This is a genomic window from Neobacillus sp. PS3-34, assembly GCF_030915465.1.
Classification (GTDB): Bacteria; Bacillota; Bacilli; order Bacillales; family Cytobacillaceae; genus Neobacillus_A.
This window is the reverse complement of sequence record NZ_CP133267.1, coordinates 2,627,517-2,653,185: the sequence shown is the minus strand read 5'-3', so window position 1 is coordinate 2,653,185 and position 25,669 is coordinate 2,627,517. Positions and strand designations below refer to the sequence as shown.

The 25,669-nt window shown below is 37.4% G+C and carries 19 protein-coding genes and 1 pseudogene; 10 read left to right on the top strand and 10 right to left on the bottom strand.

Going from position 1 to position 25,669, the window contains the following annotated elements; genetic code table 11:
• Window positions 1-137: 137 nt before the first annotated feature.
• Both opuFB and RCG23_RS13680 read right to left on the bottom strand, forming a co-directional pair.
• Window positions 138-1,654: pseudogene (gene opuFB / locus RCG23_RS13685) on the bottom strand (osmoprotectant update ABC transporter permease/substrate-binding subunit OpuFB).
• Window positions 1,655-2,602 (bottom strand): ABC transporter ATP-binding protein, encoded by a 948-nt coding sequence (locus RCG23_RS13680; RefSeq protein WP_308176144.1) that lies wholly within the window; start codon window positions 2,600-2,602, stop codon window positions 1,655-1,657.
• A gap of 400 nt (window positions 2,603-3,002) precedes the next feature.
• On the opposite strand from RCG23_RS13680, the gene RCG23_RS13675 reads away from it, so the two are divergent.
• From RCG23_RS13675 to RCG23_RS13665, 3 genes are all read left to right on the top strand, one after another.
• Complete coding sequence (locus tag RCG23_RS13675; RefSeq protein WP_308176143.1) at window positions 3,003-3,776, top strand: hypothetical protein; 774 nt, start codon at window positions 3,003-3,005, stop codon at window positions 3,774-3,776.
• 440 nt (window positions 3,777-4,216) lie between these two features.
• Window positions 4,217-5,260: a hypothetical protein gene (locus RCG23_RS13670; protein WP_308176142.1), complete on the top strand. Its 1,044-nt coding sequence runs from the start codon at window positions 4,217-4,219 to the stop codon at window positions 5,258-5,260.
• Window positions 5,261-5,540: 280 nt separating this feature from the next.
• The gene (locus tag RCG23_RS13665) at window positions 5,541-6,839 is read left to right on the top strand and encodes a competence protein CoiA family protein (protein ID WP_308176141.1); all 1,299 of its coding nucleotides are present in this window, start codon (window positions 5,541-5,543) and stop codon (window positions 6,837-6,839) included.
• A gap of 507 nt (window positions 6,840-7,346) precedes the next feature.
• On the opposite strand, the gene RCG23_RS13660 is transcribed toward RCG23_RS13665, so the two are convergent.
• A complete protein-coding gene (locus RCG23_RS13660) occupies window positions 7,347-7,565 on the bottom strand; it encodes an HNH endonuclease (RefSeq protein ID WP_308180059.1) in 219 nt (72 codons plus the stop codon).
• Window positions 7,532-8,338 carry a hypothetical protein gene (locus tag RCG23_RS13655; RefSeq protein WP_308176140.1) on the bottom strand — a complete coding sequence of 269 codons (807 nt, stop codon included), beginning with the start codon at window positions 8,336-8,338 and terminating at the stop codon, window positions 7,532-7,534. The genes RCG23_RS13660 and RCG23_RS13655 overlap by 34 nt, the downstream gene beginning before the upstream one ends.
• Window positions 8,339-8,623: 285 nt before the next feature.
• Here RCG23_RS13655 and RCG23_RS13650 point away from each other — a divergent pair, with 285 nt between their 5' ends.
• From RCG23_RS13650 to RCG23_RS13640, 3 genes are all read left to right on the top strand, one after another.
• Window positions 8,624-9,784, top strand: coding sequence for a hypothetical protein (locus RCG23_RS13650; RefSeq protein ID WP_308176139.1), 1,161 nt, complete (start codon window positions 8,624-8,626; stop codon window positions 9,782-9,784).
• A gap of 688 nt (window positions 9,785-10,472) precedes the next feature.
• Window positions 10,473-14,522: a S8 family serine peptidase gene (locus RCG23_RS13645; RefSeq protein WP_308176138.1), complete on the top strand. Its 4,050-nt coding sequence runs from the start codon at window positions 10,473-10,475 to the stop codon at window positions 14,520-14,522.
• Window positions 14,446-14,904, top strand: a complete 459-nt coding sequence (locus RCG23_RS13640) for a cohesin domain-containing protein (protein ID WP_308176137.1) — start codon at window positions 14,446-14,448, stop codon at window positions 14,902-14,904. Before RCG23_RS13645 ends, RCG23_RS13640 begins: the two co-directional genes overlap by 77 nt.
• A gap of 292 nt (window positions 14,905-15,196) precedes the next feature.
• Here RCG23_RS13640 and RCG23_RS13635 read toward each other — a convergent pair whose 3' ends face one another.
• Window positions 15,197-15,913, bottom strand: coding sequence for a restriction endonuclease (locus RCG23_RS13635; RefSeq protein WP_308176136.1), 717 nt, complete (start codon window positions 15,911-15,913; stop codon window positions 15,197-15,199).
• Window positions 15,914-16,223: 310 nt separating this feature from the next.
• On the opposite strand from RCG23_RS13635, the gene RCG23_RS13630 reads away from it, so the two are divergent.
• The 4 genes from RCG23_RS13630 (at window position 16,224) to RCG23_RS13615 (ending at window position 19,359) form a co-directional block, all read left to right on the top strand.
• Complete coding sequence (locus RCG23_RS13630) at window positions 16,224-16,454, top strand: helix-turn-helix domain-containing protein (RefSeq protein ID WP_308176135.1); 231 nt, start codon at window positions 16,224-16,226, stop codon at window positions 16,452-16,454.
• A gap of 10 nt (window positions 16,455-16,464) precedes the next feature.
• Window positions 16,465-16,803 (top strand): hypothetical protein, encoded by a 339-nt coding sequence (locus RCG23_RS13625; RefSeq protein ID WP_308176134.1) that lies wholly within the window; start codon window positions 16,465-16,467, stop codon window positions 16,801-16,803.
• Between the two features lie 1,777 nt (window positions 16,804-18,580).
• On the top strand, window positions 18,581-18,802 hold the full coding sequence (locus tag RCG23_RS13620) for a helix-turn-helix domain-containing protein (RefSeq protein WP_308176133.1): 222 nt from the start codon (window positions 18,581-18,583) through the stop codon (window positions 18,800-18,802).
• A 290-nt stretch (window positions 18,803-19,092) separates the two neighbouring features.
• Complete coding sequence (locus RCG23_RS13615; protein ID WP_308176132.1) at window positions 19,093-19,359, top strand: hypothetical protein; 267 nt, start codon at window positions 19,093-19,095, stop codon at window positions 19,357-19,359.
• A 107-nt stretch (window positions 19,360-19,466) separates the two neighbouring features.
• On the opposite strand, the gene RCG23_RS13610 is transcribed toward RCG23_RS13615, so the two are convergent.
• The 5 genes from RCG23_RS13610 to RCG23_RS13590 form a co-directional block, all read right to left on the bottom strand.
• A complete protein-coding gene (locus RCG23_RS13610) occupies window positions 19,467-19,949 on the bottom strand; it encodes a VanZ family protein (RefSeq protein WP_308176131.1) in 483 nt (160 codons plus the stop codon).
• A 250-nt stretch (window positions 19,950-20,199) separates the two neighbouring features.
• The gene (locus RCG23_RS13605) at window positions 20,200-21,327 is read right to left on the bottom strand and encodes a DegT/DnrJ/EryC1/StrS family aminotransferase (protein WP_308176130.1); all 1,128 of its coding nucleotides are present in this window, start codon (window positions 21,325-21,327) and stop codon (window positions 20,200-20,202) included.
• A gap of 25 nt (window positions 21,328-21,352) precedes the next feature.
• Window positions 21,353-21,916, bottom strand: coding sequence for an acyltransferase (locus RCG23_RS13600; RefSeq protein ID WP_308176129.1), 564 nt, complete (start codon window positions 21,914-21,916; stop codon window positions 21,353-21,355).
• 138 nt (window positions 21,917-22,054) lie between these two features.
• On the bottom strand, window positions 22,055-23,368 hold the full coding sequence (locus tag RCG23_RS13595) for a nucleotide sugar dehydrogenase (protein WP_308176128.1): 1,314 nt from the start codon (window positions 23,366-23,368) through the stop codon (window positions 22,055-22,057).
• A 632-nt stretch (window positions 23,369-24,000) separates the two neighbouring features.
• The gene (locus tag RCG23_RS13590) at window positions 24,001-25,287 is read right to left on the bottom strand and encodes an oligosaccharide flippase family protein (RefSeq protein WP_308176127.1); all 1,287 of its coding nucleotides are present in this window, start codon (window positions 25,285-25,287) and stop codon (window positions 24,001-24,003) included.
• Between the last annotated feature and the right edge of the window lie 382 nt (window positions 25,288-25,669).

Genomic DNA, 25,669 nt, shown 5'->3' with positions numbered 1-25,669 from the left:
AATGAATTTAAAATCAGGCAAAATTGAAGGGTTCGAACAATATTCGCAATTTACTAGTCTTAAGGAATTTAATAATATAAAAGTGACAGGCACCTTCCATTTCTCTGGAAGGTGCCTGTCACTCTAGTCTAGTCACTCTAATCTAACAATCCTGCTTTTTTCAAAAATTGCTTAGCTGTTTCTTCTGCACTTTTTCCTTCCACATTGACCTGGTAGTTCATAGCGCGCATTTCGTCATCACTGATTTTACCGGCTAACTTATTAAGCGCCTTGGCGATTTCAGGATGTTCTTTTACCGTTTCGGCTTTTAAAAGTGGTGCTCCCTGATATGGAGGGAATAAGTTTTTGTCATCTTCCAGAACCTTTAGCTTATACTGTTCCAGTTCGCTATCAGTGGAATAGGCATCCACTAAATTAATATCGCCTTTTTTAACGGCGCCGTACCTTAGTTTTGGCTCCATCGTCACAACACTCGGAAAATGTAAGCCATACAGCTTTTGAATGCCCTTGTATCCATCTTCCCGGTCTGCGAATTCAAGGGTAAAGCCGGCTTTCACGTTTGGCTCAATGGATTTCAGATCAGAAATGGAGCCAAGATTGTATTTTGCAGCCAGTTGGCCAGGAACCGCCAATGCATACGTATTGTTATACGTCATCGGTTTTAACAACTCCATGTTAAACTGCTTCTTCATGCCTTTTTTTGCCTGCTGGTACACTGCTTCCCGATCGGTGCTGACAGCGGTCTCTTTTAAAAATTCAGAAATGGCCGTACCCGTAAATTCCGGATATACATCAATGCTTCCGGATTTCAAGGCGTTAAATACGAAGGACGTTTTCCCAAGGCCAGGCTTCAGTTGTACGTGAAGATTGGTTTCGTCTTCAATTAAAAGCTTATACATGTTAATCAATATCTCAGGCTCTGAGCCTAGTTTTCCAGCTATGACAATATCTTTTTGATTTTGGTTTGCTATCAATGGCACAGTTATCATTAAAAGCATGGCCAACGCAAATGCACCAATCGTGACCAACGATTTTTTGAAAGAAATACGTTCAAATCTGCGAAGGATCAGATCAAACAAAATGGCAAGCAGTGCTGCAGGTACAGCGCCGAGAACGATTAACGCTGAATTATTCCTGTCAATGCCAAGAAGGATGAGATCTCCTAGTCCGCCTGCCCCGATGAGGCCGCCAGCGTAGCCGTTCCGACAATTAATACCATAGCGGTCCGGATACCTGCCATGATAACAGGCAAAGCCAGCGGAAGTTCTACCTTTGTCAGCCGCCTTGTATGATTCATCCCCATAGCCTCGGCAGCTTCAATTAAAGAAGGATCGACCTCTTTAATCCCTGTGTATGTATTTCTTAAAATGGGAAGAAGGGCATAAATAACAAGAGCAATGATGGCTGGTATTTTTCCAATGCCCAATAACGGGATCAACAATCCCAGTAGAGCGAGGGATGGGATGGTTTGCAAAACGGCTGTAATTCCTATGATTCCTTCAGCGATGCGCTTATTTCGGGTCAGATAAATACCTAGTGGTATAGCAATTAACACGGCAAAAAATAAAGCAATAAAGGAAATTTGAATATGCTCAAGCAATGCACTTAAAAGCTGGCCTCTTCTTTCAGAAAAAACGGAACCCAAATTGCCCATTTATCTCACCTCCATCTGACGGGACAATAGACTTATGACTGCCTGCCGATCGATGATGCCGACAATCGTCCCTTTTTCTTTTACTGCAAGCTGATCATGCTCGCTAAGCAAGGCAAGAATTTCGGTCAGGGAAGCACCGGAGGAAATAACAGGAGCATTCATTGTCCCGCCAGCATTCAAGGGCTTTATTCCTTCCATCACGTTTACCCTTTCTGCAGCAAGTGTCTGTTCTATTCCCACAAATTCACGTACAAAATCATTAACAGGCTGGTAAAGAATCTCATTCGGCGTCCCGGTTTGTACCACTTCACCATCCTTCATCACACAAATTCTTTCTCCTAGCTTTAAAGCTTCCTTCATATCGTGGGTGACAAACACAATGGTCTTATTGATTTTTGTTTGCAGCTCCAAAAGATCGTCCTGCAGTTTTTCCCTGCTGATCGGGTCCAGTGCGCTGAAAGGTTCATCCATTAAGATAATCGCAGGGTTGGCAGCTAAAGCCCTTGCAACTCCGATTCTTTGCTGCTGCCCGCCGGATAGCTCAGATGGCTTTCTTTTTCGGTAGGTTTTCGGCTCAAGACCAACCATTTCCAATAACTCATCAATTCGTTTATCAATTTTCCCGCTTTCCCATTTTTTCATTTCCGGAACAACTGCAATATTCTCTTCAATCGTCATATGAGGAAATAAAGCGATTTGCTGGAGAACATATCCGATTTCCCACCGCAATTCGTGGATATCATACTCACTGATTTTTTTGTCTTGAATTTTGATTGTGCCATCCGAAATGGGGATTAATCTATTAATCATTTTTAGTGTCGTCGTTTTACCAGATCCACTCGGGCCAATCAGGACAAGGAATTCTCCTTCTTTTATATGTAAATCAAAATTCTTAACAGCATATGTACCATCAGGATACCTCTTTGATACATTTTCAAAACTTATCATCACTTCACCCCTTCATTTCATAACAGTCTTATTTTTCCCAAAATCCACTTGTGGAAAACTAATCCAACAAACTTGTTTTAAAAACCTTCTCACTAAAATATATGCTAAATAATACGGAGCATGAGGTAATGAACATATTAAAGGCTTCATAACAAATTTGGGTGACAGGCACCTTCCAATTCCCTGGAAGGTGCCTGTCACTCGCTCTTTCGATATTCTTTAAATCCTTTTATACCAAGCTTTTGTACCAATTCAATCAAACGTTTGATTAACGATTATCTGACAAAATCCGGGGAGTGACACTCTCAACGTTCACTATTCTGTAACAAAAATCCGCCTTCCACCCTGCCCTTTTCCTCTTCTCTTTTATATATAGGAGGTGAAAGGGTGGTGCATTTAAATGAATTTAAAGTCAGGCAAAATCGAAGGGTTCGAACAATATTCACAATTTACTAGTCTTAAGGAATTTAATAGCCATATGGAGATGTGGTTAGTTGAATATAAAAAGAAGTTTTCAAAAGGCGAGTTAGTTGGCTTAAAGCGGCTGGTTCGTTTTTCTGCCAAAATCCCTGGAGTGTGCAATGCAAAAATCGGAACGATGTTAAAAGCGATTCATGAGGAATATCACGATCATGGTATCTCCCGCTCCACGTTTAAACGAATGATCATCAAAGCACAGAAGCTAGGAATCATCACCGTCCATGAAACCGAACGGAAGAACGGCTCTCAATCAAGCAATCTTTATTTATTTAATCATTTTCCTGCTAATGAACCACCTAAACAGGAAAAAGTGAACCACCCTAATGAAACTAGTAATCTTTCTAAAACTAATAAACAAGAGATAACTAAACGTAAGGAGGGACCGTACAATCTGGATCATACTTTTACAAGTGATCGTGTACCACAGCCCTTTATCCAATTGGTGAAGTACTTCTTTCCTGAGGCGAAAACCATTGAAGAATATTGGAGGATGACACAAATCGCTGCATATCGAAATAATCGCGAAAAAGAAACCGACCGAGTTCTGGACGTCGCCATTCAGTCCTTCAAACAGCTGATCGGCAAGCTAAAGTCAAAAAGCCTCATCAAAAAACCGATTGCCTATTTTTACGGAATCCTCGACAGCAAGTTTATGGAATTCTATTTTGAGGAGTTGTTTGAATTGGGGTTTTAAAAGAGTGACAGGCACCTTCCAATTACATGGAAGGTGCCTGTCACCCACTCAAAACCTTATGTACCAAGCCTTTACACCCATTCAATCAAACGTTTGATTAACTATTTTCCGACAAATTTAGGCACGTTATGCTTTGAGATTGATTTGCATGTCTTTATTAGTTGGTGGCTGTATCGGATCACCAAACATGGTCTTCTCTGAAATCATGATTTTATTTGTTGAGCCATTGGAACCTTGCACCATGTTGTGTTAATTTTGTAAAATTAAGGAATAGAAGGACTAGATCAGTACTTAAGTGGGCTGATTAAGGAAGGGAAAGCAACAAAAGAACAGTTTAAAAAGAAATGGAACCTGGACGATGCTGAAATGGCCGCTTTAAATTAGAAAATAGCAATGGGTATAAGGGATTTTCCCCTTATACCCACAATGGAGTGATTGTGATGTTTTGGAAGAAGAAATTATTGTATATCGTACTTATACCAATAGCTGTTTTAGTCATCTATTTTACCTACCAGCATCAATCTGCCTCTGCTTTTAAATTAAAGGACTCCAACATTATTTACGGCACCTATTCAAACGGAAAGTATAGTCTTTCCCTAGCCAATCCATCTTCTCTAAAATCAGAGAAATCAAAACAAATGACAACCGGGTGGACGGACAGAATTTACACAGATTATAAGAATAAAGTATACATTCCACTCAACTATAAACCGGACATGACCGTTCCGGAAGATAAAGTGATCATCTATGATCTTTCAAGAAATAAACAATCAACCGTTAAGGTAGGCGTAAAACCACACTTTGTCTTCTTTAAAAATGGAAATGCGTATGTACTTTGCGAAGAGGATGGAACAACTCCGTCTGTTTATAAAATTGATAAAAATAACCAATCGAAAAAATTATTTATGATACCTGATGGCGGCTTAATAAGTAATGCTGTTTTTGATGGGAATGATATCTATTTTAATAGTTTAAAATTAACGGCTGATTCTCAATATCCAAAGCTCACAAAGGTTTCACTAAAAGGAAAAATTACGACGAGAGCGATTTCAAAAGAAAATCTTGGAATCAATAATTTGCTCTTATTTAATCATAAATTAATCATGGGGCTGCAAGCTCCTGCCAATCAATCCACATTGGCTATGTTCGATCCCCAAACTCTCGAAAAGGTGGATAACTTAAACTATACAGAGATGATGGTTGGAGATATCGTCCCGATGAGTAATAAGCTGATAGCGGTAACCAATTATTCTGAAGTAGCCCAGAAAGGCAATAAAATATCTATTATCGATGTCGACGAAAATAAACTAATCAACACCTTTACCTCAAAGAATTTAACTGAGAAATTAGCTTATATTAAAAATCGATTCGTTTCCGTGGACAATTTAAACAACAAACTGGAACTATTAGATAAAGACGGTAAATCGATAAAGGTAATGAATATACCCACTCAGGTTTCTAATTTAATATTATATGATAAATAAAGAGTGACAGGCACCTTCCATTTCTCTGGAAGGTGCCTGTCACTCTTTCGACATTCTTTAAATCCATTCATACTAAGCCTTTGCACCCATTCAATCAAACGTTTGATTAACTATTTTTTGACAAAATTCAATGCGTGATAGCGGCACGCTCACAACACGCCCTAGAGGCTGAACTATTGTATTGCCTAAATAAAAGGGTTTGTCCTCACTTCCAATTTAATCTATATTTTTACAAATAATACTATTTTTCTAGTATGATAGATTTATAGGAGGGAATGATATGAGGGACGCCATTCATGTTGTAGAAAAGATCCAATTTTCTCTGCCGAATTCGGCTAGTAAGGACGAAGTCGCAAATCTTAAGAAGTTAGCTGATAAGGGACTGTTCAAATGCCCTTATTGTGAAGCGAAGTTAATTGTAAAATCGGGGGAAACCGTTATTTTGCATTTTTCCCATTTACACTCAGAGGCTTGCGAAGAATCTAAAACGGTTGATAAAGCAGAAAAAAAATATTCAAAACAAGTGGAAAGAGAAACAGAAAAGCATCCTGCTATGGTTAGCATTGTCCTAGATGAGCTTCTTATCCAATCTCGTTTGAGGACTGATGTTCAAGTAGAGCATGGGTACAAGGCCAAACCCGATTTACTTGAATTCCCTGATATTTGGGTGCAAGTAAGCGATAAGGAGTTTGCCATTTCCATTGTAACGAATGTTCATTCCTCTGGGGATGAAAGGCTGGCAAAAAGGATTGTTCAGCGGCATCATCATTTTCTTGAACATGGAATGCAGCCCATATGGTTTATTGAGAATAAAGAGTTAGTGGTCGAGAAGGAGAAGCATGCTATCGTACTGTGGGATGCAGAGGCCGTTATTGCTTTAAAAACGGAAGAGGATTTGAAATGGGAAGCAAGCCTGAGTGATATAGCTACTGATCTATCATTCTTTGATTCTTATAACTATATACCGTATATGAAAGAATTTAAAATCGATGTAAAAAGCATGTATTACATCTACTCGATTGATGATCGTATTTCGGTTAAAGTACAAAGATTCCTTAGTGACAGAGATATAAAACCTTACCGTTCTTTTTTATTGAATCAGGGTTACGAGATTCCTTTTGCTGATGCCTTAAAGGTTAATAAAGAATTCGCTTTAAGTAATCTCCTTCAGGATGAGTTGCAGCGGGAGGATTTTATAAAAAATAATGAAGCACTATTAAAAAAGCTTGTTGAAGAAGCTGCTCGTCAAAACCAAGAAGAGGAAGATCGCTTAAAGGAATTGAAAAGACTGAAAGCAGCAAAAGAAGAACGGATACAAGAAATAAAGAATCTAATAAAAGAACGCCTCCAACACGACAAACTATCATATTCCCCACATTCGAGAACCCTATCATATACTGACTTAAAGACACAATTAAGAGCAAGAATTGGGTTGACACAATCCCAGCAAATGGATCTTTGGACAAACTATATGCTACGAAGAGTAGGAGTCGGCAATTCGCATCTGGTCTGGGATATAGTTGAGGAAAACAATGTAACCACATATACGGAGTTAAAAAGATTATTAGATGAATTATGAGTCAATATAAGGAGTTATTTTAGGATAATCGAAGGCGCACTTATTAAAAGAGAAAACAGAGAAAATGGAGATAATTTCAAATCGTTCTAAAATCTTTTAACTAAGTTCTATGTGGTATTAATACTGTCAAATAGATAAGCAAAGAGCTGTTCATATCTCTTTGCCTATTTTTATTGCCTTTTTATACAAACCTCTTATTTATGGAATGTCCCTTTACTTAAAAATCAATCAAGGCAGAACAGGTATGAGCATACAAATTGAAGACAGACACAAATAATCCCGCGAGTGGTAGGTAAAGAAAGGCGTACCACTCGTGGGATTTTAAATCCGAGGCGTGACAGGCACCCGATTTAAAAGAGCCTGTCACCAAGGACAGAATTATCCTTGGTGATAGACTCCTCAAAACACACTCTGCACACCATTCTTGACACCGTTCCTAAAAGGCAGTTATGCAAGAAAATGAAATAGCTTCCCCAAGTGGAGAAGCTATTACTCTATTCAAAAGAGTTAACGGTACTCGCTGCCACCGCCCCATAATTCTCTTCCACCAGTGTGAGCAGTATGAGCATGTTCATCTTGATGAACCAGCTGCAGCAAACCAGGCTCTTCATTGTGGTGCCAAGTAAATCCCTCTGGTGTATCTCCATGAGCCAAGCCGATCATATCTTCGTGGCTTAATCCTAAGTCATCGGCTAAATTGGGGTCAGACTGTATTGCTTCATACAGGTCATGATTGGCATAGGAAAATTGAACATAGTCACTTTGCAGGTACAGGCTTTGGCCAATTCTACTTCGTACTCTACATTAAATTCTGGAAATACCCCAGATATCTCATGACCATCAGGGAGCTCAACCACTTTTTCTTCAAATTGAACTCCAGTATCAGGGTCAACTGTTCCTGCTAAGCCTTCATTTCGAGTATGTATGTGTTCGACTAGATCGGAATGGTCATAGTTGCCATGGTTTGCTGCATCCTCTGTATAGGATACATGGTGGTCCGCCATATCCATTCCGTCATGAGCATCCGTTAGGTCCACTCCATCTGCCGCTTCTGCTACATCTATTCCATCGATAAGATCCACTACCCCAATTGCAATCGCTCCAACTGCGACGCTTTTAACAATGGAAGTAGCTCCTTTTTTGAGCCGGTCGGTGTCTCCATCTACAATGCCACCAATGACTTCTCCCCCATTATGGATTATATTCTTGGCAGAATAAAACACACCTTTAGCGGTCCGGCCAACTGCACCACCCATATCCCCTAATCCTTTATCCCTTTGTTCAGGATTATCCTTAATGATTCCAGAAACCGTATCGACGACTCCGCTGGCTGCTTGTCCAAACGTGTCACCCGTAAATTCAGAAGCCTTTCGTACTCCTATTCCAATTTCCTCAATGACCTCAATCCCGGTTAATTCTCCAATTACCTGTATGGGGCCACCCATCACGATGCCGGTTGCTTTTCCCGCTAAACGACTGAAATCTCTTATTAACCCCACTGTACACTCTCCCCTTTAATAGGTTATATCTACCATTATAGTGGAAAATAAAGGAATAGTATCTATTTTTGTCGAATTAGTAATGAACTTATTGAGGAGGCAATTACATATAAACGGAACAATGGCTGAATCAACTCCACCAAGATGTTATCTGATTCGTGAGTCGGGGTCTGACCCTATTATTCCGTGGTGCGAAAAAGGAAATTATTAGAGGAATATTGATGATTTATGATGAATTTTATAGTTATGTTATTTCCTATTTTTCACATAGAAAGGAAGCAAATAATGCAAGACTGGATTCAGATACAGAAAGAGTCATCACATCATCGTGCCGCGTTAATCTTATTTCCGAGTATCCTTTTTCTTGGTTTTTTTCATCCGGTAATATCGGCAATTGGAATGGTCATTTTCTTTTTGGTAACCTCGTTTAGATTGCTTAAAACTATGCTAATGTACATGCTGATTTTAGGTGGAATATCGGCACTTATTCCTCCCCTGGCACCGATCATTTTAATTATCATGATTGTACTCTTTATAATGAGGATAGGATTTGTTATAAAAAATTGGAAGCCGTTTGTAGCGGGAATTTTCATCTATGGGTCAGCCGGGGGCATTATTGCCAAAATAAGCACAGAGCCCTATTTGTGGCTGTCATCCTATTTTTCCACCTCCGTTTTTTTAGAAGCTTTAACAGTTGCCCTTATAGGATGCTTTGTTTTAAGAGCCATTTTAGTATGGCTATACAGGCAGGGATATACTAGCTCATCAGCACTGGGAATAATGGGGAGTGCTCCGCTCATCATAATTTCTTTTATCCTTCCATTCTTAAAAATGCATATTGGCGGCGATTTTTTTGGCCATGATGCAGCCTTTACCGACGGCCATGTTATGACGGGTGGAGATCATATTGCACCAAATGGTCATATGCTGTCTAATAGCGATACAGTCCTGCCATCTTCCCAATCAGGAGCGGTAAATAGCAGCGATTTACAGCATGTACAGGCTCATGTAAGAACAGCACCTGACGGGGACCCTACTAACAACTTTTCTTATCACGGACCAGACGCGAAGCCAGTTTATACGCAGCATCTTGTTCAAGTCCATGATTACGTAAGAACAGCACCTGACGGGGACCCTACTAACAACTTTTCTTATCACGGGCGAGACGCGAAGCCAGTTAATACGCAGCATCTTGTTCAAGTCCATGATTACGTAAGAAAAGCACCTGATGGGGTATCCAATCATGTCCAGCTGCCTGCGAATGTAAACCAAGGAGATGCTGATTATATCATTCCGGACATCATCACTCCTATCATCGCAGCCTCTGGAGCAAAGAATGATAAAATGACCAAGGTAAAAGAAATCTCTGATACCAATGCGGTTGGACAAACTGCTGTGGATCGACTAGTAACCCAGCTGAATGCGAATGACGGCAAAGCATTCTAATAAATAGTAAAGGCTAACCTATGCAGCATTAGGGTTAGCCTTTCATTTTCTATACTAAAACCGTTATTCATAATATTCCATCTCTCGACCAGATTCCCACTTTCATTTTCTTAATCAAACGTTTTATAAAAAATGGCTGTAACCCATATCCAAACTAAGAACGACTTTTTATATTCACTTCTTGTTTGATATGAATAATATCAGTCACTGTTAGCACTGCTTATACCTCCCTGTAATTGTTAGCCCAATAACAGAGAGTTTAATTGTAAGGGGAGATGTTAGACAAGTGACTTTATTATTAATTCCCTTCAGAACTTCTCGTAGAATTTCAAGAAAAGTTTCCATGTTTATCACCTCCTTCCCAAAACAGAAAGAAGCGTAACAACCAACCACCCCAACAATATTCAGCTGCAACTTCTTCTATCACTTTATATCTATCTAAAACTCTATTAATCTCCGACAAATTCCGGGGCGTGACAGGCATCCGTGAGACCCATCGTGAAACAAGATAATCCGGGACCTGACAGGCACCGGATTTATTATTGACTTCATTTTTTGTTTAAATGCCAAAAGAAATTGTCGAGCAAAAATCATCAATGATTTGTAACCTCTTTCTGGGTGTTTTCGACTATGACAGAAAGGAGGTGTACTCAAAAAAGAACAAAAAAACATTACGTGGAGGAATGAAATGAAAAAGGTTAAAAAAGGAGCAAGCATTCTTTTATCTGGATTGCTGGTTTTCAGTAACTTTTCGGCAGTCCATGCAGCGGCACCAGCAGCGAAAAATGATCGTATTAACAGCCTCGCACAAACAATAAAAGCAAAAACGCTTCTTCAAAGTCCAGACAAGAATCTTTATATTGATCCGGCCATTCATTTAAACTCAGAGAAAAGTGAAAATGTAATTGTCGAGCTTAAGACCGATCCAATCGTGAAACAGGGAATAAGAAATAAGTCATTCAATAAGGTAAATGCAGAGCTTGAGATCAAAAAGAGCCACGACAAAATCAAAGATCAAATCACAAAGAAAAATCTCCATGCCAAAATCAAGACTACATATGATACGGTTTTTAACGGAATGGCCATGGAAATCAAATCATCCGAGCTTCCAAAACTAATAGATTCAGATGAAGTGGTCGCGGTTTATAAAAATCACAAAATCGAGCCGATTCCAAACGAAAAGGATTCTGCCAATAAAGCGTCTAATACTGACCCTATGGCTTTCCTTGGGGTGAACCAGGTTTGGTCAGCCGGATTTACCGGTAAAGGCATGAAAATCGGTGTGATTGATACGGGAATTGACTACAAACACCCAGATTTAAAAAATGCTTACAAAGGCGGGTATGATTTTGTCGACCAGGATAAAGACCCTTACGAAGGAAACAGTGAAGTAACTTCCGTTCACGGTACCCATGTATCGGGTATTATTGCCGGCAGGGGGAATCCAAAGGCTGGAGGCATGAAAGGCGTTGCCCCACAATCCGACCTTTATGTCTACCGTGTTCTCGGACCGCAGGGCGGCTATGATGAATGGGTCATAGCTGGGATTGAAAAAGCAGTAAAAGATGGCATGGATGTGATCAATCTATCATTGGGTGCACCGGTGAACGATGCTGACACTGCCACCAGCAGAGCGGTTAATAATGCGATGCTTGCAGATGTGATCACGGTTGTGGCCAACGGAAACTACGGCAACGGACGCAATTTGGGAACTGTCACATCACCAGCCGGTGCCCCTCTTCCCATCTCGGTCGGTGCATCTTATTTGCCTATCAATTCTTATCAGTATAAAGCAGCTACCCGTGCTTCAACGGATAAAAAGTATCAGTTAAACTGGATGCTGGAGTCGGAGCCTGGAAACCTAAAGGAATTTTACCGCGATTCAGAAGTGGTGTACGTTGGACTCGGTACAGAGGCTGATTTTAAAAAGGTAAATGTTAAAGGAAAAATTGCCCTCGCCAAGAGAGGGGTCATGGTGTTTGACGACATGAACAAACTGGCACAGCAGGCTGGCGCAAAAGCATTGATTGCATTTAATGCAGATGGTCTGAATGAAAACATTAACCGTCCGTTCCCCGTGATTGGAACGCTTCCTATGTTTGACATGAGGGGCGATGATGGCCGGGAACTGGCAGCAGTTGTGGAAGCGGCAAGAAGTAAATCTTCGTTCATCCGTCTTATCGATGTAACCAGGGACACTTATCCTGGTGATGATATCGCTGATTTCAGTTCGAATGGTCCGGTAAAGGATACATGGGATATTAAACCGGATGTCGTGGCACCAGGGGTTTCAATCTATTCAACCGTACCGTCACTTAATGGGGATTACTCCCATTCCTATGCCCGCATGTCCGGAACCAGTATGGCAACTCCAATGGTTGCCGGTATTTCAGCACTAATGAAGCAAGCCCATCCAACTTATCATTCGTTTGATATTAAGGCATTGCTGATGAACACCTCCAAAAAGCTTGATACAAGCATTTTTACCCAAGGGCCGTACAGCGTTTTGGAAACAGGCTCGGGACGTGTTCAGCCGCTTAAGGCGTTAACAGACGAAATAGTGGCCGAAGTCCCGGAGACTGCTTTATTGACAAAGGATCCACTCGGGGGAACATCACCTGAACAAGTGGAATACCACACCGCTTCCCTTAACTTTGGCGATATATGGGGAAGTGCAGATAAAACAAAAACAATTTCAATAAAAAACAGCTCTTCCAATCCAGTGACGTATAAACTGTCTTATGAGATGAAATACTTCACCAATGAGGTTCCGGATGAAGAAAATCCTACCCCTACGCTTGCAGGCGGCGGTGAACCAAGGCTGGTTTTTGATACAAAAAACATTACGATACCTGCCAAAAGTGAAAAAGAGATACAGGTAACGTTAAAGCCGGATGAGGCAGGAGCCGACGGAAGGTATGAAGGATTTGTCTATTTAGCGCCGGATGGCCGCAATGTCCCTAAGCTCCAGGTGCCATTTGCTGCTTTTAAAAACGCAAAAATATTCCCTGGTGTTTCTTCCTTTGCACTATACCAATTCCTTTCACCGAATGGAGACGGTATAAAGGATACGACAACCATTGATTATTCCCTGAATACGAAAATGAATGAAGGCTACTTTTTTGCCCTCAATCATGATACGGGAGAAATCGGATTAATCAAGGATATACAAACAGATGAATTAACGAAAGGCGACCATCATTTTACCTGGAACGGTTCGTATCAGCCAATTGACGATCAAGGCAATCTGTTAGAGGAAAAAACAGCAATATCCGGCCTGTACAGTATATATTTTGCATCAACAGACCAATACGGAAATGACACTTATAAAAACAAATTAGCCGTGGTTGAGAGTGATAAAACACAAATTCTGCTTGACGATAACAAAAGCCATGACATTACCGTTAGCTCGTCTGACTGGATGGGCTCCATAACAGGAACAAAAATTGTGTACATCGTGAAGAATTGGATGTTTTCGGATAACGCATTGTTTAATATGATTAAAATAAAGTATGAAATCAAACAGGATGGCAAGGTTGTATCGGCTGAATCACCTGATTTACAAGCCAGATATGAGACAAAAGACGAAAACATGGATTTTGCCATTCAAAATATTCCCCCTGGAACGAGCACATTGACAGTGACAGTAGCTGATAAAGCAGGAAATGAAAATACGGAGACTTTTACCCTTCATTATGATAAAAGCACTTCAGTCGAAGCGAACGACGTCGAGCTTGGCAAAGAAATGAAAGTGGCATTAAATGCGAATCAGGTAAAGGATTATCTGTCAGGAGAATTTGAACTGGGTTATGACAATTCCGTTTTTACCTATGTAAAAGCAGAGCCATCTCAGGAATTCCTGAAAAAGTTTCCGAATGCCGTGGTAAGCGCAGATAACAATGGTAATACCCTAAGCATTAAGGTGGACGGTAAAAGTTTAGCGACCGGCCTGGACGGCAACATCCCTGTCGCAAACGTTTATTTTAACACCAGCCCTGAGGTAAGTGCACTTGGGCAAAAAACATTCCATGTGACAAAGGCAGCCTATACGAGCCCGGCTGGATCACAAGCATTAATGAGTACGGAAAAAACAATGGAGGTCTTCACTTCCCCTGCCGAATTGACCGGCAAGCTAAAGCTGGAGGCATTCCTCGATAAAAACGGCCAGCCACGGACAGATGTGGTATACGGAGGAGATGGTACCAGAATCAAGGTATATAACTCCGCAACAAACCAGGAACTTCTTGCTTTGGACGGTTACCGGAAAGACTTTGGCTGGGAATTTGGCTATGACGGCAGTTATTTAATAGGTGGACTAAAACCAGGAGAGACATATGATATTGAATTACTCGCCCCCGGACATGTTAGTGCATGGATAAAAAATGTCTATGTGGCCAAAACGGATGCAAATGGCAAGGCGCTTCCCGTATCTTTATTGGAATTGCCAGTCGTGCTTCAAACAGCCGGTGATACAAATGGTGATAACAAGGTTGATTTTTACGACCGGATGGTGATCAACCGCTATCTTAACGATAAGACCGAAAACGGGTATTATCCGGACTGGATGGCAGACAAAGCAGATATCAATAGAGATGGTATGGTAAACAGTCTCGATGCTCAATTCGTGAAGAAAAATGATGGCGTGCAGGGAGAACAAAAAGATGTTTACGTTGGACAAAACGAAACACTTTTACAGCTTGTCCCGGACAAGGCAGCCTCAACCCGGCGATATTATTGAAATAAAAGCATTCATTTCCCATGCGGCTTACACTTACGGATTACAGTCTATCATTAACTATGATCCTTCAGTTCTTCAGCTGGTCGGTAAGGACGGAACACCCGTGACAAGCGGAAATGCCGGGGACTATTTTGCAACGGATCTTGCTCCTATTGACACCATAAAAAACAATGCAGGTGCAAATACAATCGAATACACCGCCTCCTTCGTGGGCGATGTAACGAAGGATCCAAAAGACGAAGGAACCGTGGTGACCTATTACTTTAAATGGATCAATGATAAAGCGATTTCTACAACACTCACACCATCACTAAAAACAGTAGACATATACGGTACCCTCTACCAAAGCAAAGTAGAATCGCTGGAATTAAAAATCAAATAAGATGGATTTTCAAAAAAGAATGGCCGGACATCCTTGTGATGTTCGGCCTTTTCTTGATGGGAGTCTGTCCTCTCTCGCTTTACCTCAGTAGAGGTCTGTCCCTCCACTCAATCTATTAAAAGTTGATAAACTTCCTATTTTCGGTTGATAAATCAGGAAAACGGTTGATTAAGGGAAGTGACAGGCACGGGAATATTATTTAAATCCATTCATACCAAGCTTTTGCCCTCATTCAATCAAACGTTTGATTAACTATTTTCCGACAAACTTCGAGGTAGACCAAGAAGTAAACTCACCCAGCATCCTGCGTAAACCTGCAGTTAGGAAAATTACTGCAGCCAAGAAATTTCCCTCTCTTCCCTGTCTTCAGAACCATCGGGCTGCCACATTTACTGCATACAGTAACCGCGTTGCCAGAAACGGTCACCGACGAACTCTCCCTTTTCATACCTGGATTTGAACCAAGAATACTCTCTATTAGCTCATCGCGGTCTACTAATACTACATTGCTTTTCTTTGCCAGTTCTTTAGCTGCTTTTGTAAAGTAGCTATTGGAAACAACCCAGGCTTCATCTGCTGAATAATAGGCTTTTGCACCGACCACTTCCTGAACTGCTTTTATACCGACATCCTTTGAATACCGTTTTGCCTGGACGACGACTTTTCTACCTTCCTTCGAAAGCAATAAATCTCCTCCATAATCACCACTTGCACTGGTAACCTCAGCAGCATAGCCTTTGGACTTGTACAGTTCTTTTAAATAATGTTCAAATTGAATGCCATCCATTGCATCAATTTCACTAATACCTGAATTTCTTAGACGTTCATTTCGTTTATTTTTTTTATAGATTGCTATAGCGATGATTAAGATGAGGGCAATGCCCATGATAATTCCGGTCTGGTAGATGGATCTTGTAAACCAATAGGAGCCTAATCCCACCATACCAATTAATCCTTTAATTCCTTCTTCTAATTCTCGTTGTTGTTTTTTGGTTCTTCTTTTACTCAAGCTGTTCTCCTCCTATGGAGTTGATTTCCCGCTAATTTGAAAACTCAAATCAATCGACTCTATTCATTTTTTACAGTAAATATCTTATATTCTATTATATACCAATAAAATGCTTGTCCCATATCATGTTTCAAGCTATTACTACAGCGAAGGGGCAAAAACATTAATTTCATGTATGGCTTCATAAGATTTCATCTACCTAATATGAATCCTATAAAAACATTTCCTCCTACCGGTCTAATGCGTCATATATTACGTGGTTAAGAGTTTTCGCGAGGTATCTAATGGTCTTAAAAAGGAGAAAAATTCCTTGGAGAAAAAGAGGACCATTTACATTGGCAAGACCATAATAAGGTTGAGAGAAGTTAAGGGGATTAAACAAGATGAACTGGCATTTCGCAGTGGCATCACGCGAAAATATATGAGTAACCTCGAAAACGATAAAAACAGTCCAACCCTCGATAAACTTGCTGCGATAGCGAGAGAACTGGATATGAAGACGTGGGAGCTAGTAAAAGAAGCGGAGGATAAAAAGAGATAAAGTATGAGGAATGAAAATCAAATCACCTGTTGAAATTGGTGAAAATCCGTTAAGGAAAAATGGATACGATGGAGGCATTACCATGAACTATTTCATCTTATATGTCACTTCCAAAGCACACACCACCTCGGAGTACTACATAAAGGGCAAGTCGATTGATTATATAGTAGAGCGCATGGGCAGATATTCAAACGGCTGCATCGCTACCAGTAAATTATCTTTTTGTACGTATAACGCCATCTCCATGTTTGTTAGAGAAATTGATTTGAAGCATTTTCCCTATTTATCAAAAAAAGACTTCGGCACCATAAACGAAACAAAAAGCTATGACCTGACAGATCTGAAATAATCCTTCAAAGAATGAGGCAGCATCTTCGAATATGAAGTCATGCTGCCTCTTTTTCACTTATAAAAATATAAACACGAAACCGATTCAATCAAACGTTTTATTAACTGTTTTTCCACAGAATTAGCTATTATGATTTACAGGTTATAAACCTATCTATATTTAGATAGAATCGGTGCAAACCTCTGAACGTGATGACACCGATATTTCTACTCTCCACTCCGTGAAACCAATTGTGAAACAAGTAAATCCGGGGCGTGACATGCACCGAAATTTTATCATTTTTTAACCAGCCTAAGGCCGTGATACAGGCACCGAAATTGCCGATATTCAATAAAAAATTAATGCTTTAATTTTATTCCTAAATTAAAATAGGATTATACTTGAATTTAATTAAGAGGTGAAAAATGTTTTATTATTTATTTTGGTTTATTTTCGGAATTATAAATATTGAAAACTCATACCATAAAAACTTAAAATCTCAGTGTTTAGTTCTTTTTTTCCTTTTAGGCGTATAGGAGTTATTGTTTTATTTTTTATTAGACCCGAAATATTATTAGTGAAGGACGATCTGGTGTATTCTTACTATAATAAAGTTTTAAAAAGAAAGTATTGGAAAATTTATGGTGATAGAAATTTTTTCAATTGGATCATTTCCGATTTAAAAGAGCAAGATTTCAAAAAAGAGGATATATTAATTTTCATAAAATACTTAGAAGTGTTAGTAGAAACATCAAAAAGCAACCCATATATATTATGATGTTTGTCGCTTTTGCTGCGTCAGCATTAACCAGTCTAACTGTTCTTTTTTTAAATAAAAGTTTTGAATATCATTCGCAGGATCTCTACTCTCAAATTTCAGGTTTGTTTTTGGTAATTAGTATTTGTTTAGGTATGTTTATTTTTCGTAAAACTACTATCCTACGTAGAGATGTAACAGTTTTAAAATCATTGGAATGTTATATTTCTTATGAAAATCCCATTCAAGAAAAGGCTTCCTAGCATTTCTAATAATACCGACAATCTAACTTTTCAAATACCTCTGTAGGTGGTATTTGAGCTTAAGAACTTTTATAAAGCTTCTCGCCAAAAACGGAAGATAGAGATAAAAAATGAGATTTGAATAGACTGAGAGCAACTGTAGAATAACGGTTACAAGAAAAATAAATCAAAAAAAACGAATTCAACACGATAAACTGCATATTCACTACTTTCGAAATCCCTATCGAATACTAACTTAAAGAAGTATTAAGAGCCAGAATCGGGTTGACGCAATCTCAGCAAATTGAACTTTGGACAAACTATATGCTGCTTAGAGTAGGTGGCGTCAATTCCCATTTGGTATGGGATTTAGTCGAGAAAAACAATGTAACCACATATTCGGATTTAAAGAGATTATTAGATGAGTTATGATCCAATGTAATCTTAGGCATAACTTAGATAATCAAGAACACACTGAAAATGACAACTGATTATAAGTAACAAGCTGCAAATCGTTGAAAAACCTCTTTAATAGGACCACTTAGTAATTTTTACTGTCAAATATATAGGCAAAGAGCTGTTCATAACTCTTTGCCTATTTTTATTGTCTTTTTATACAAACCTCTTATTTATGAAATGCCCTTTACTTTAAAATCTATCAAGGCAGAACATGGACAATCATCCAAATTGATTTCAGACACAAAAAATCCCGCGAGTGGTACGCATATGCGTACCACTCGCGGGATTTTATTATGTTAGTTTTTCTTTATAGTCAATTTAATTGGATGTAAGGAGAACTATGAGGCGAAAAGTGAGAGGGAAAATTCATAAGTTAATGATGGATAAGGGTTTACCATTAAGAGAATTATCCAGAAGAACCGATATTCGCTATGCGGCTTTGAGTGAATTGGCTAATCAGAAGAGGCAGAATATTAATTTTAGCCAAATTGAACGGATCGCTGAATCACTGGAAATAGATGATATTTGTGATATTATTGACCTTGAAGTCACCGAAGAATAAAAATCGCCTTTACATCTAAAATCAGCGGCTTTTTTTCAAATTAACCACTTTCTCTAATGCTCCTGGCAACCACTAGTTGAATGTTCCATAAACCTTTGTATTTTCAAATTGAATCCTTAACTCTTACTCCTCAGATTTCATTTCCATCCTCGATAACCTAGGAATAAATGTTACACTCATTCCATCAGAAATGATTTTAGGCTCCTCTTTTTCTACTTTCAAAATTAACGCAGACAAAACTATTACTATTCCTTTACTATTTAAAATATAACTGTTATGGAGGACTTCATATGAATTATTTCATCTTATATGTAACCTTTAAAAATGATTTAACAGAAGAAATGTATGTAAAGGGTAAATCTATTAACTACATATTAGAACAAATCGGCCGATATACAGATGGTATAATCTCAACAAGCCATACCACGATTTCTACCCATCATGCAAAATCAATCTATGTACGGCAAATTGATCTTAACCACTTCCCTCATCTATCAAAAAGAGATTTCCGCATGATCAATGAAAATCAAAGTTATAATTATGCTGACTTAAATTAATTGGATCAGCAAGCAGTTAAGCAATCACCCTTTTTCTCAGTCGATTCAAAATAAGAAAGGTTAATAACAATGCAAGTAATGCTCCCGCTGAATCGAACAGAACCTCTTTATATGTTGGAACCATTCTTAAGTTTTTTTTGCACTGCAAAATAAATCCCAATACCAACAGCTGCTCCTGCACTATCTATGAAAACGTCTTTTACCTGTGCACCTCTTCCAATAACAAATAATTGGTGAATTTCATCTGAAATGGCGTAAAGAACACAGATCCCTAGAGCTAAAAAAAGTCTCTTACCCACTAGCTTCTCACTTTTTCTAAAAGCATTTAGTACTAAAATAGCAAGCACTAAGTAGATAGAGAAATGGGCATTTTTTCTTATTATATGATTTATTTTTTCTTTGTTTAAATCAGTTACTAGATGGGTTTTCTCAACAGTTTCTATTACCTTCTCAGTTATTCCTGTGCTAAGTTTATTAGATTGAGTTGCTGGTTCTGCCGACATGTTAAAAATCAGTATCATCCATAGGACGACTAAAATCCATGGTCCTAAATAACTGAATTTCCGAATGGTCAAAATATCCTTTTTCATCCCAAATTGCAACCTTGATTACCCCCATTAAAAATTAAAGAAAAATTAGGGGAATGGTTATCATACCATCCCCCTAATCATTTATATTTTTTGATAAAATACTCACCATATCATTCTGCAAATCTTTTTAAGTCTTACTCTATGATTGTAACAATGCTATTGGCGCACTATTGTCTCTGCAATGGAATTCATCCCAAAAGTAACTGTTGTCTAACTAACCCCTATATGGTTTTTAAGGGATAATCAGATTTTATTCGAAATATCCTTTAATAACTTCACATACTCTATTAACTTCCTCATCACTCAAATACGGATGCATTGGTAGGGAAAGTACAGTATCAGAAAGCGTATTAGTTATTTCAAATTCATTATCATTAAATTCCAAGTGTGAAAAAGCTTCCTGTCTATGCATTGGCTTAATATAATAAATCATACTTGGGATTCCATGCTCATTTAATCGAGCCTGTAAGCCCTCACGTTGTTCCTTATTTTTAAGTTTTAATGTATATTGGGCAAAACTTGAATAGAAACCTTCTGGAATAAAAGGAATTTCAACTACTCCATTTAATCTTTCATTATATAATCTATATACTCGATTTACATCTTCCAATTCATGCTCAGCAAATGCTTTTAGTTTAACTTTCAATATAGCTGCCTGAATAGTATCCAGTCTAGAATTCAAACCAATTCTAACATTGTCGTATTTATTATCACCTTTACCATGGACCTTTAATGATGTTAGCAACTCAGCTAATTGATCATCATTTGTAAAAATAGCTCCGCCATCACCATAACAACCAAGAGGTTTAGCAGGGAAGAAAGAAGTAGTGGCTGCATCTCCAAAACTACATGCTCTTTTCCCATTAATATTTCCTCCAAATCCCTGGGCACCATCCTCTAACACCAATAAATTGTACTTCTTTGCAATTCTATTTATCTCTGGGAAATTAGCTGGAAGGCCGAATAAATCTACAGGAATTATTACCTTTGGATTTAATTTTCCTTCCTCGATAGTTTTCATAATTGCTTCTTCTAATTTATTGGTATCAATATTAAATGTATCCCTATCAACATCAACGAATACAGGTGTTGCTCCTCTAAACGAAACGATCTCCCCTGTTGAAAAGAATGTAAAGTCTGGAACAAATACTGCATCCCCCTCTTTAATATCCCACGCCATCATTAATAAAGTCATTGCTTCAGTTCCATTTGCACAAGAAATACAATGTTTAACACCAACGAATTGGGCTAATTGTTCTTCTACTTCTTTAACTTCTTTACCACCAATAAAATTTGCGTTTACTATCACTTGGTTTATTGCGCTATCAATTTCTTCTTTATATTTTTGATATTGGCTTTTTAAATCTCTAAATTCCATATTCATCAATCTCCATTTTTATTTATTAAAGTTTCTCTTTAAGTTCTGCATTTATAAGAATATATTCTCTGCCACATTCCTTACATTCAAAACTCTCTTTTAAGACATTCCCACATTCACAAACCCAACCGATTTGCTTAGCGGGTACTCCCGCCATTAATGCATAGTTAGGAACATCCTTTGTTACTACTGCACCTGAAGCAATCATTGCCCAGCTACCAATCGTATTACCACATACAACGGTAGCATTTGCTCCTATAGATGCACCGTACTTAACAAGAGTCCTTTTATAACCTTCAGAACCTTTGGGATATTTGCTTCTAGGTGTCAAGTCGTTTGTAAAGACCATAGAAGGTCCACAAAATACATAGTCCTCTAATTCAACTCCCTCATAGACTGATACATTGTTCTGGATTTTCACTCCATTGCCTATCTTAACATTATTAGAGACATTAACATTCTGTCCTAATGAACAATTACTCCCAATTTGTGCACCTTTGTGTACATGGCTAAAATGCCATACTTTAGATCCTTCGCCGATTGTTACATTTTCGTCTATAAAACTGCTTTCATGTACAAAGTGACCCACTTGTCATATCTACCTTTTCATTTTTTAATAATCCTGCTTCTACCCGAAGCTTGTCATTTTACCTATTAGTTGAAGAGATGTATCGAAACAGAAAAGTTCAAGAGTATTTGCGCACCCTAAAAGGGTGGCTAATAACTTTTAAAGCTTTATATACCTATTTGGAGTATTAATTCCTTTAAGGGCATTACGAGTATCAAATACAACCTTGCTTTCTTGCGCAATCATTTCGTAATCAAAATCAGAATGATCGGTAGTTATTAAAACTAAATCTGATTCATTTAACAGAGTACTAGTTAAACCAACTGTTTCAATAACTTGATTATTTGATTTAAAAGACCCCACATAAGGATCAACTACTTTAAAGTCAGCCCCATGATGCTCAAGTGCTTCAATAATTTTTAAAACTGGTGATTCTCGCACATCATCAATATCTTTTTTGTACGCTACACCTAAAACAGCTATCTTAGAACCACGAAGAGCTTTTCCATCTTCATTTAATATTTGCATTGCACGATTGATAACGTAATCTGGCATAGTATTATTAATTTCACCGGCTAATTCGATTAATCTAGTATGGTAATTATACTCTCTCGCCTTCCATGTCAAATAAAATGGATCGATTGGAATACAATGTCCACCCAAACCAGGGCCAGGATAAAATGCCATAAAACCATATGGCTTAGTTTTCGCTGCGTCGATAACTTCCCATACATCAATACCCATTTTCTCGCATAAAATGGCCATTTCATTGGCTAATGCAATATTTATATGACGGAAAGTATTTTCATAAATCTTTTCCATTTCTGCTATTGCAGGGCTAGAAACTTCGAAAACATCTCCTTCTAATACATTGCGGTAAAGAGCTGCAGCTACTTGAGTACATTTATCTGTAATTCCACCAACAACTTTAGGTGTATTCTTTGTTTTAAATTGTCTATTACCCGGATCAACACGTTCAGGAGAATAAGCAATGAAAACTGTTTCTCCTGTAACTAGACCACTTTCTTCAAGAGTCTTCTTTATTATCTCTTCTGTTGTACCAGGATAAGTTGTTGATTCTAATACAATTAACATACCCTTATGTGCATATTTGGCAATTACTTTTGCTGAGCTTTCCACATATGATGTATCTGGTTGCTGATATACATCTAATGGTGTAGGTACACAAATAGCTACAGCATCAACATCTTTCATTAATGCGTAATCTGTTGTTGCAATAAATTGACCCTTTTTCACCATATTTGCTAGGTCTTGGTCAACCACGTCTCCAATATAATTAATCCCCATGTTTATTTGTTCAACTCTGGATTGTTGTATATCAAAACCAATAACTTTATAGCCAGCCTTAGCTTTTTCTACAGCTAACGGTAATCCCACGTAACCTAATCCTACTACCCCAATTATAGCCTTTTTTTCCTCTATCCTTTTCAATAGGTTATCATATATATTCATTGTAAAAACTCCCAAAAAATATTTTTTCATTACCAAAATTATTACTTGAAAATTTAATATAAAACTAAAACTAAATTAGTTACTACTAAGTAAACTATTGGGTCTTTATAAATTAACCAATTATTTTTATATTATTCCATTTTCCAATATAGTCTAAGAAAGAGGGAAAATAGATTATATAATTCTGCACTCTACCTATAAAAACTCATATGAAATTACATATGGAACCACATTACTGTTTTAGATAGTCAGTTAAACAATTTCATGTTTATGGAATTTATTTACATTTAATACCCCTCAAAAATACTTTTCTTTCTTTAAGGCTTAAATTCCTTTAACAATATACACTACCTTATATTGACTTTTGATAGCTACCAAAAATATGAGTTTTTACTCGGGTTACTTTCTTGAAATAAAGTTATACAAATATATTTTTATAAATATTAAAATCAAAAAAATAGAATTAAATTACATCAGACTGGAAGTCTGATGTAATTTTCGAGTAGATTTCATCTCTTTAATATATCAATTTCTCAAATGTGAACTAAAGAAGAAATGGCTTCTTTACATTTCTTAATTAATTCAAAGCATATTAAGTAATTTTCCGCAAGGACATGCTTTAGGTCTTCAAATTAATTTGTAAGTTTAAATTTTTTTATAAAAATAATAAATAAAGAGAGTGCCATAAGTGAGTATACTAAAATGCTTGTGACTGCAGCGCCTAATTCTCCATATTTTGGAATGAGAATCAAGTTAATAATGATTTGTAAACACATTCCAAAAATTGAAATCAACATATTAGATTTAATTTCTCCCATTGAGGCTAATAGGTTTGCAGAAGTATAACGAAATATTGAATTTATTAAGGCTGCAACCAATAACAGCCGCATAATAGGTACAATATTTTCATACTGTACCCCGTATATTAGAGTAGTAATAGACTTTGCATAAACAAACATTATAGCTACTAAAGGTGCAATTATGCCAGCTAGAATAATCAACGTTTTTATATAATTTTTCCAAACCCAATTATGATTTGTTTCACGCTTTACAAAATAAGGCCCAATAAAAATTCCTATTGCTGTACTGATTATAGTAAGAACACCTGGTAGTACGTAAGCTACTTTATATTCAGCAACAATTTCAGCATTCCCAGATAAAAGACCTAACAAAAAGACATCATTAAGCATAAATGCTGCCCAAACACCATTAGTTATCATATATTGGAAAGAATAGTTATTGACCTTTTTCTGCTCAATTTTAGAAAGCTGATTAGGTCTATATTCTTTAAAATATAAATTAAAGGAAACATAGCTTAGAATTAAACTAAATAATACATAAACTAAAATATTCGCAATTACAATTCCATTTAAGTCAAAGAATATTGCTCCTAAATATCTGGCTATAATCAATATCACGGATGTTAAAAATGTAATAATAGCAAACCGTTTATTATCAAACATTGCCCTATATGTTAAGGTATTGCTATCGACTAAAAATTGAAAAGGAATTGTAATAAACAATATTAGCAACAGCCATTTAGCGCCTTTAAATTCTTCTGGATATGGATAAAACAAGAAAAACAAAGCAACAAAAAAAACTATAAGAATATTGAAAAGCGTTCCTTTTGTAATAGCATATCTATAAAATCCGAATTTTTCTTCACTGGTTTTTCCTAATATAACATATCTTAATACAGCATTATTTAAACCCAAACCTGCAAAAATGTAAATGTATCCATAAATATTCTCTATATAGCCTAGTACTCCGTATGATGTTTTCGAAAGGATCCTTACGAGAAAAATGGTACCGAAGAAAACCACAAATTTTGTAACAAAACTTCCCAGCAAGATGTGAAAAGCTCCTCTTCTCCATAAATCAACAAATTTATTTTTCAAGAAATTTATTATTAAAAACAATCTAAGACCTCTTTTCAATTTAAGAAAAGCAATCATGCCTTCAACTATTTCTTAGCAATTCCTCTAAATACTTGGCCTACTTATTGAACCGATAAATGTTAGCTCCTTTTCCCTAAAAGTAAATACAACAAATGGAATAATTATTCCATTTGTTGTATTTACTATTATATGGTTAACATTACAGTTTTAAAGGATTGAATGTGAAGTTAAGTTTTGATTTCTTTTTTTTCAAGGGTGGTATTATCATTGTATTACTACTATCAAGTTCTAACTTTTAAAAATATTCGTCTAATTTGAACCTTCCAATATTTGACCCAGAATTATTTAACTTATTACTGGTCAAAATTTTAATTCATACAATTAGGTACACCTTAAGAGAATA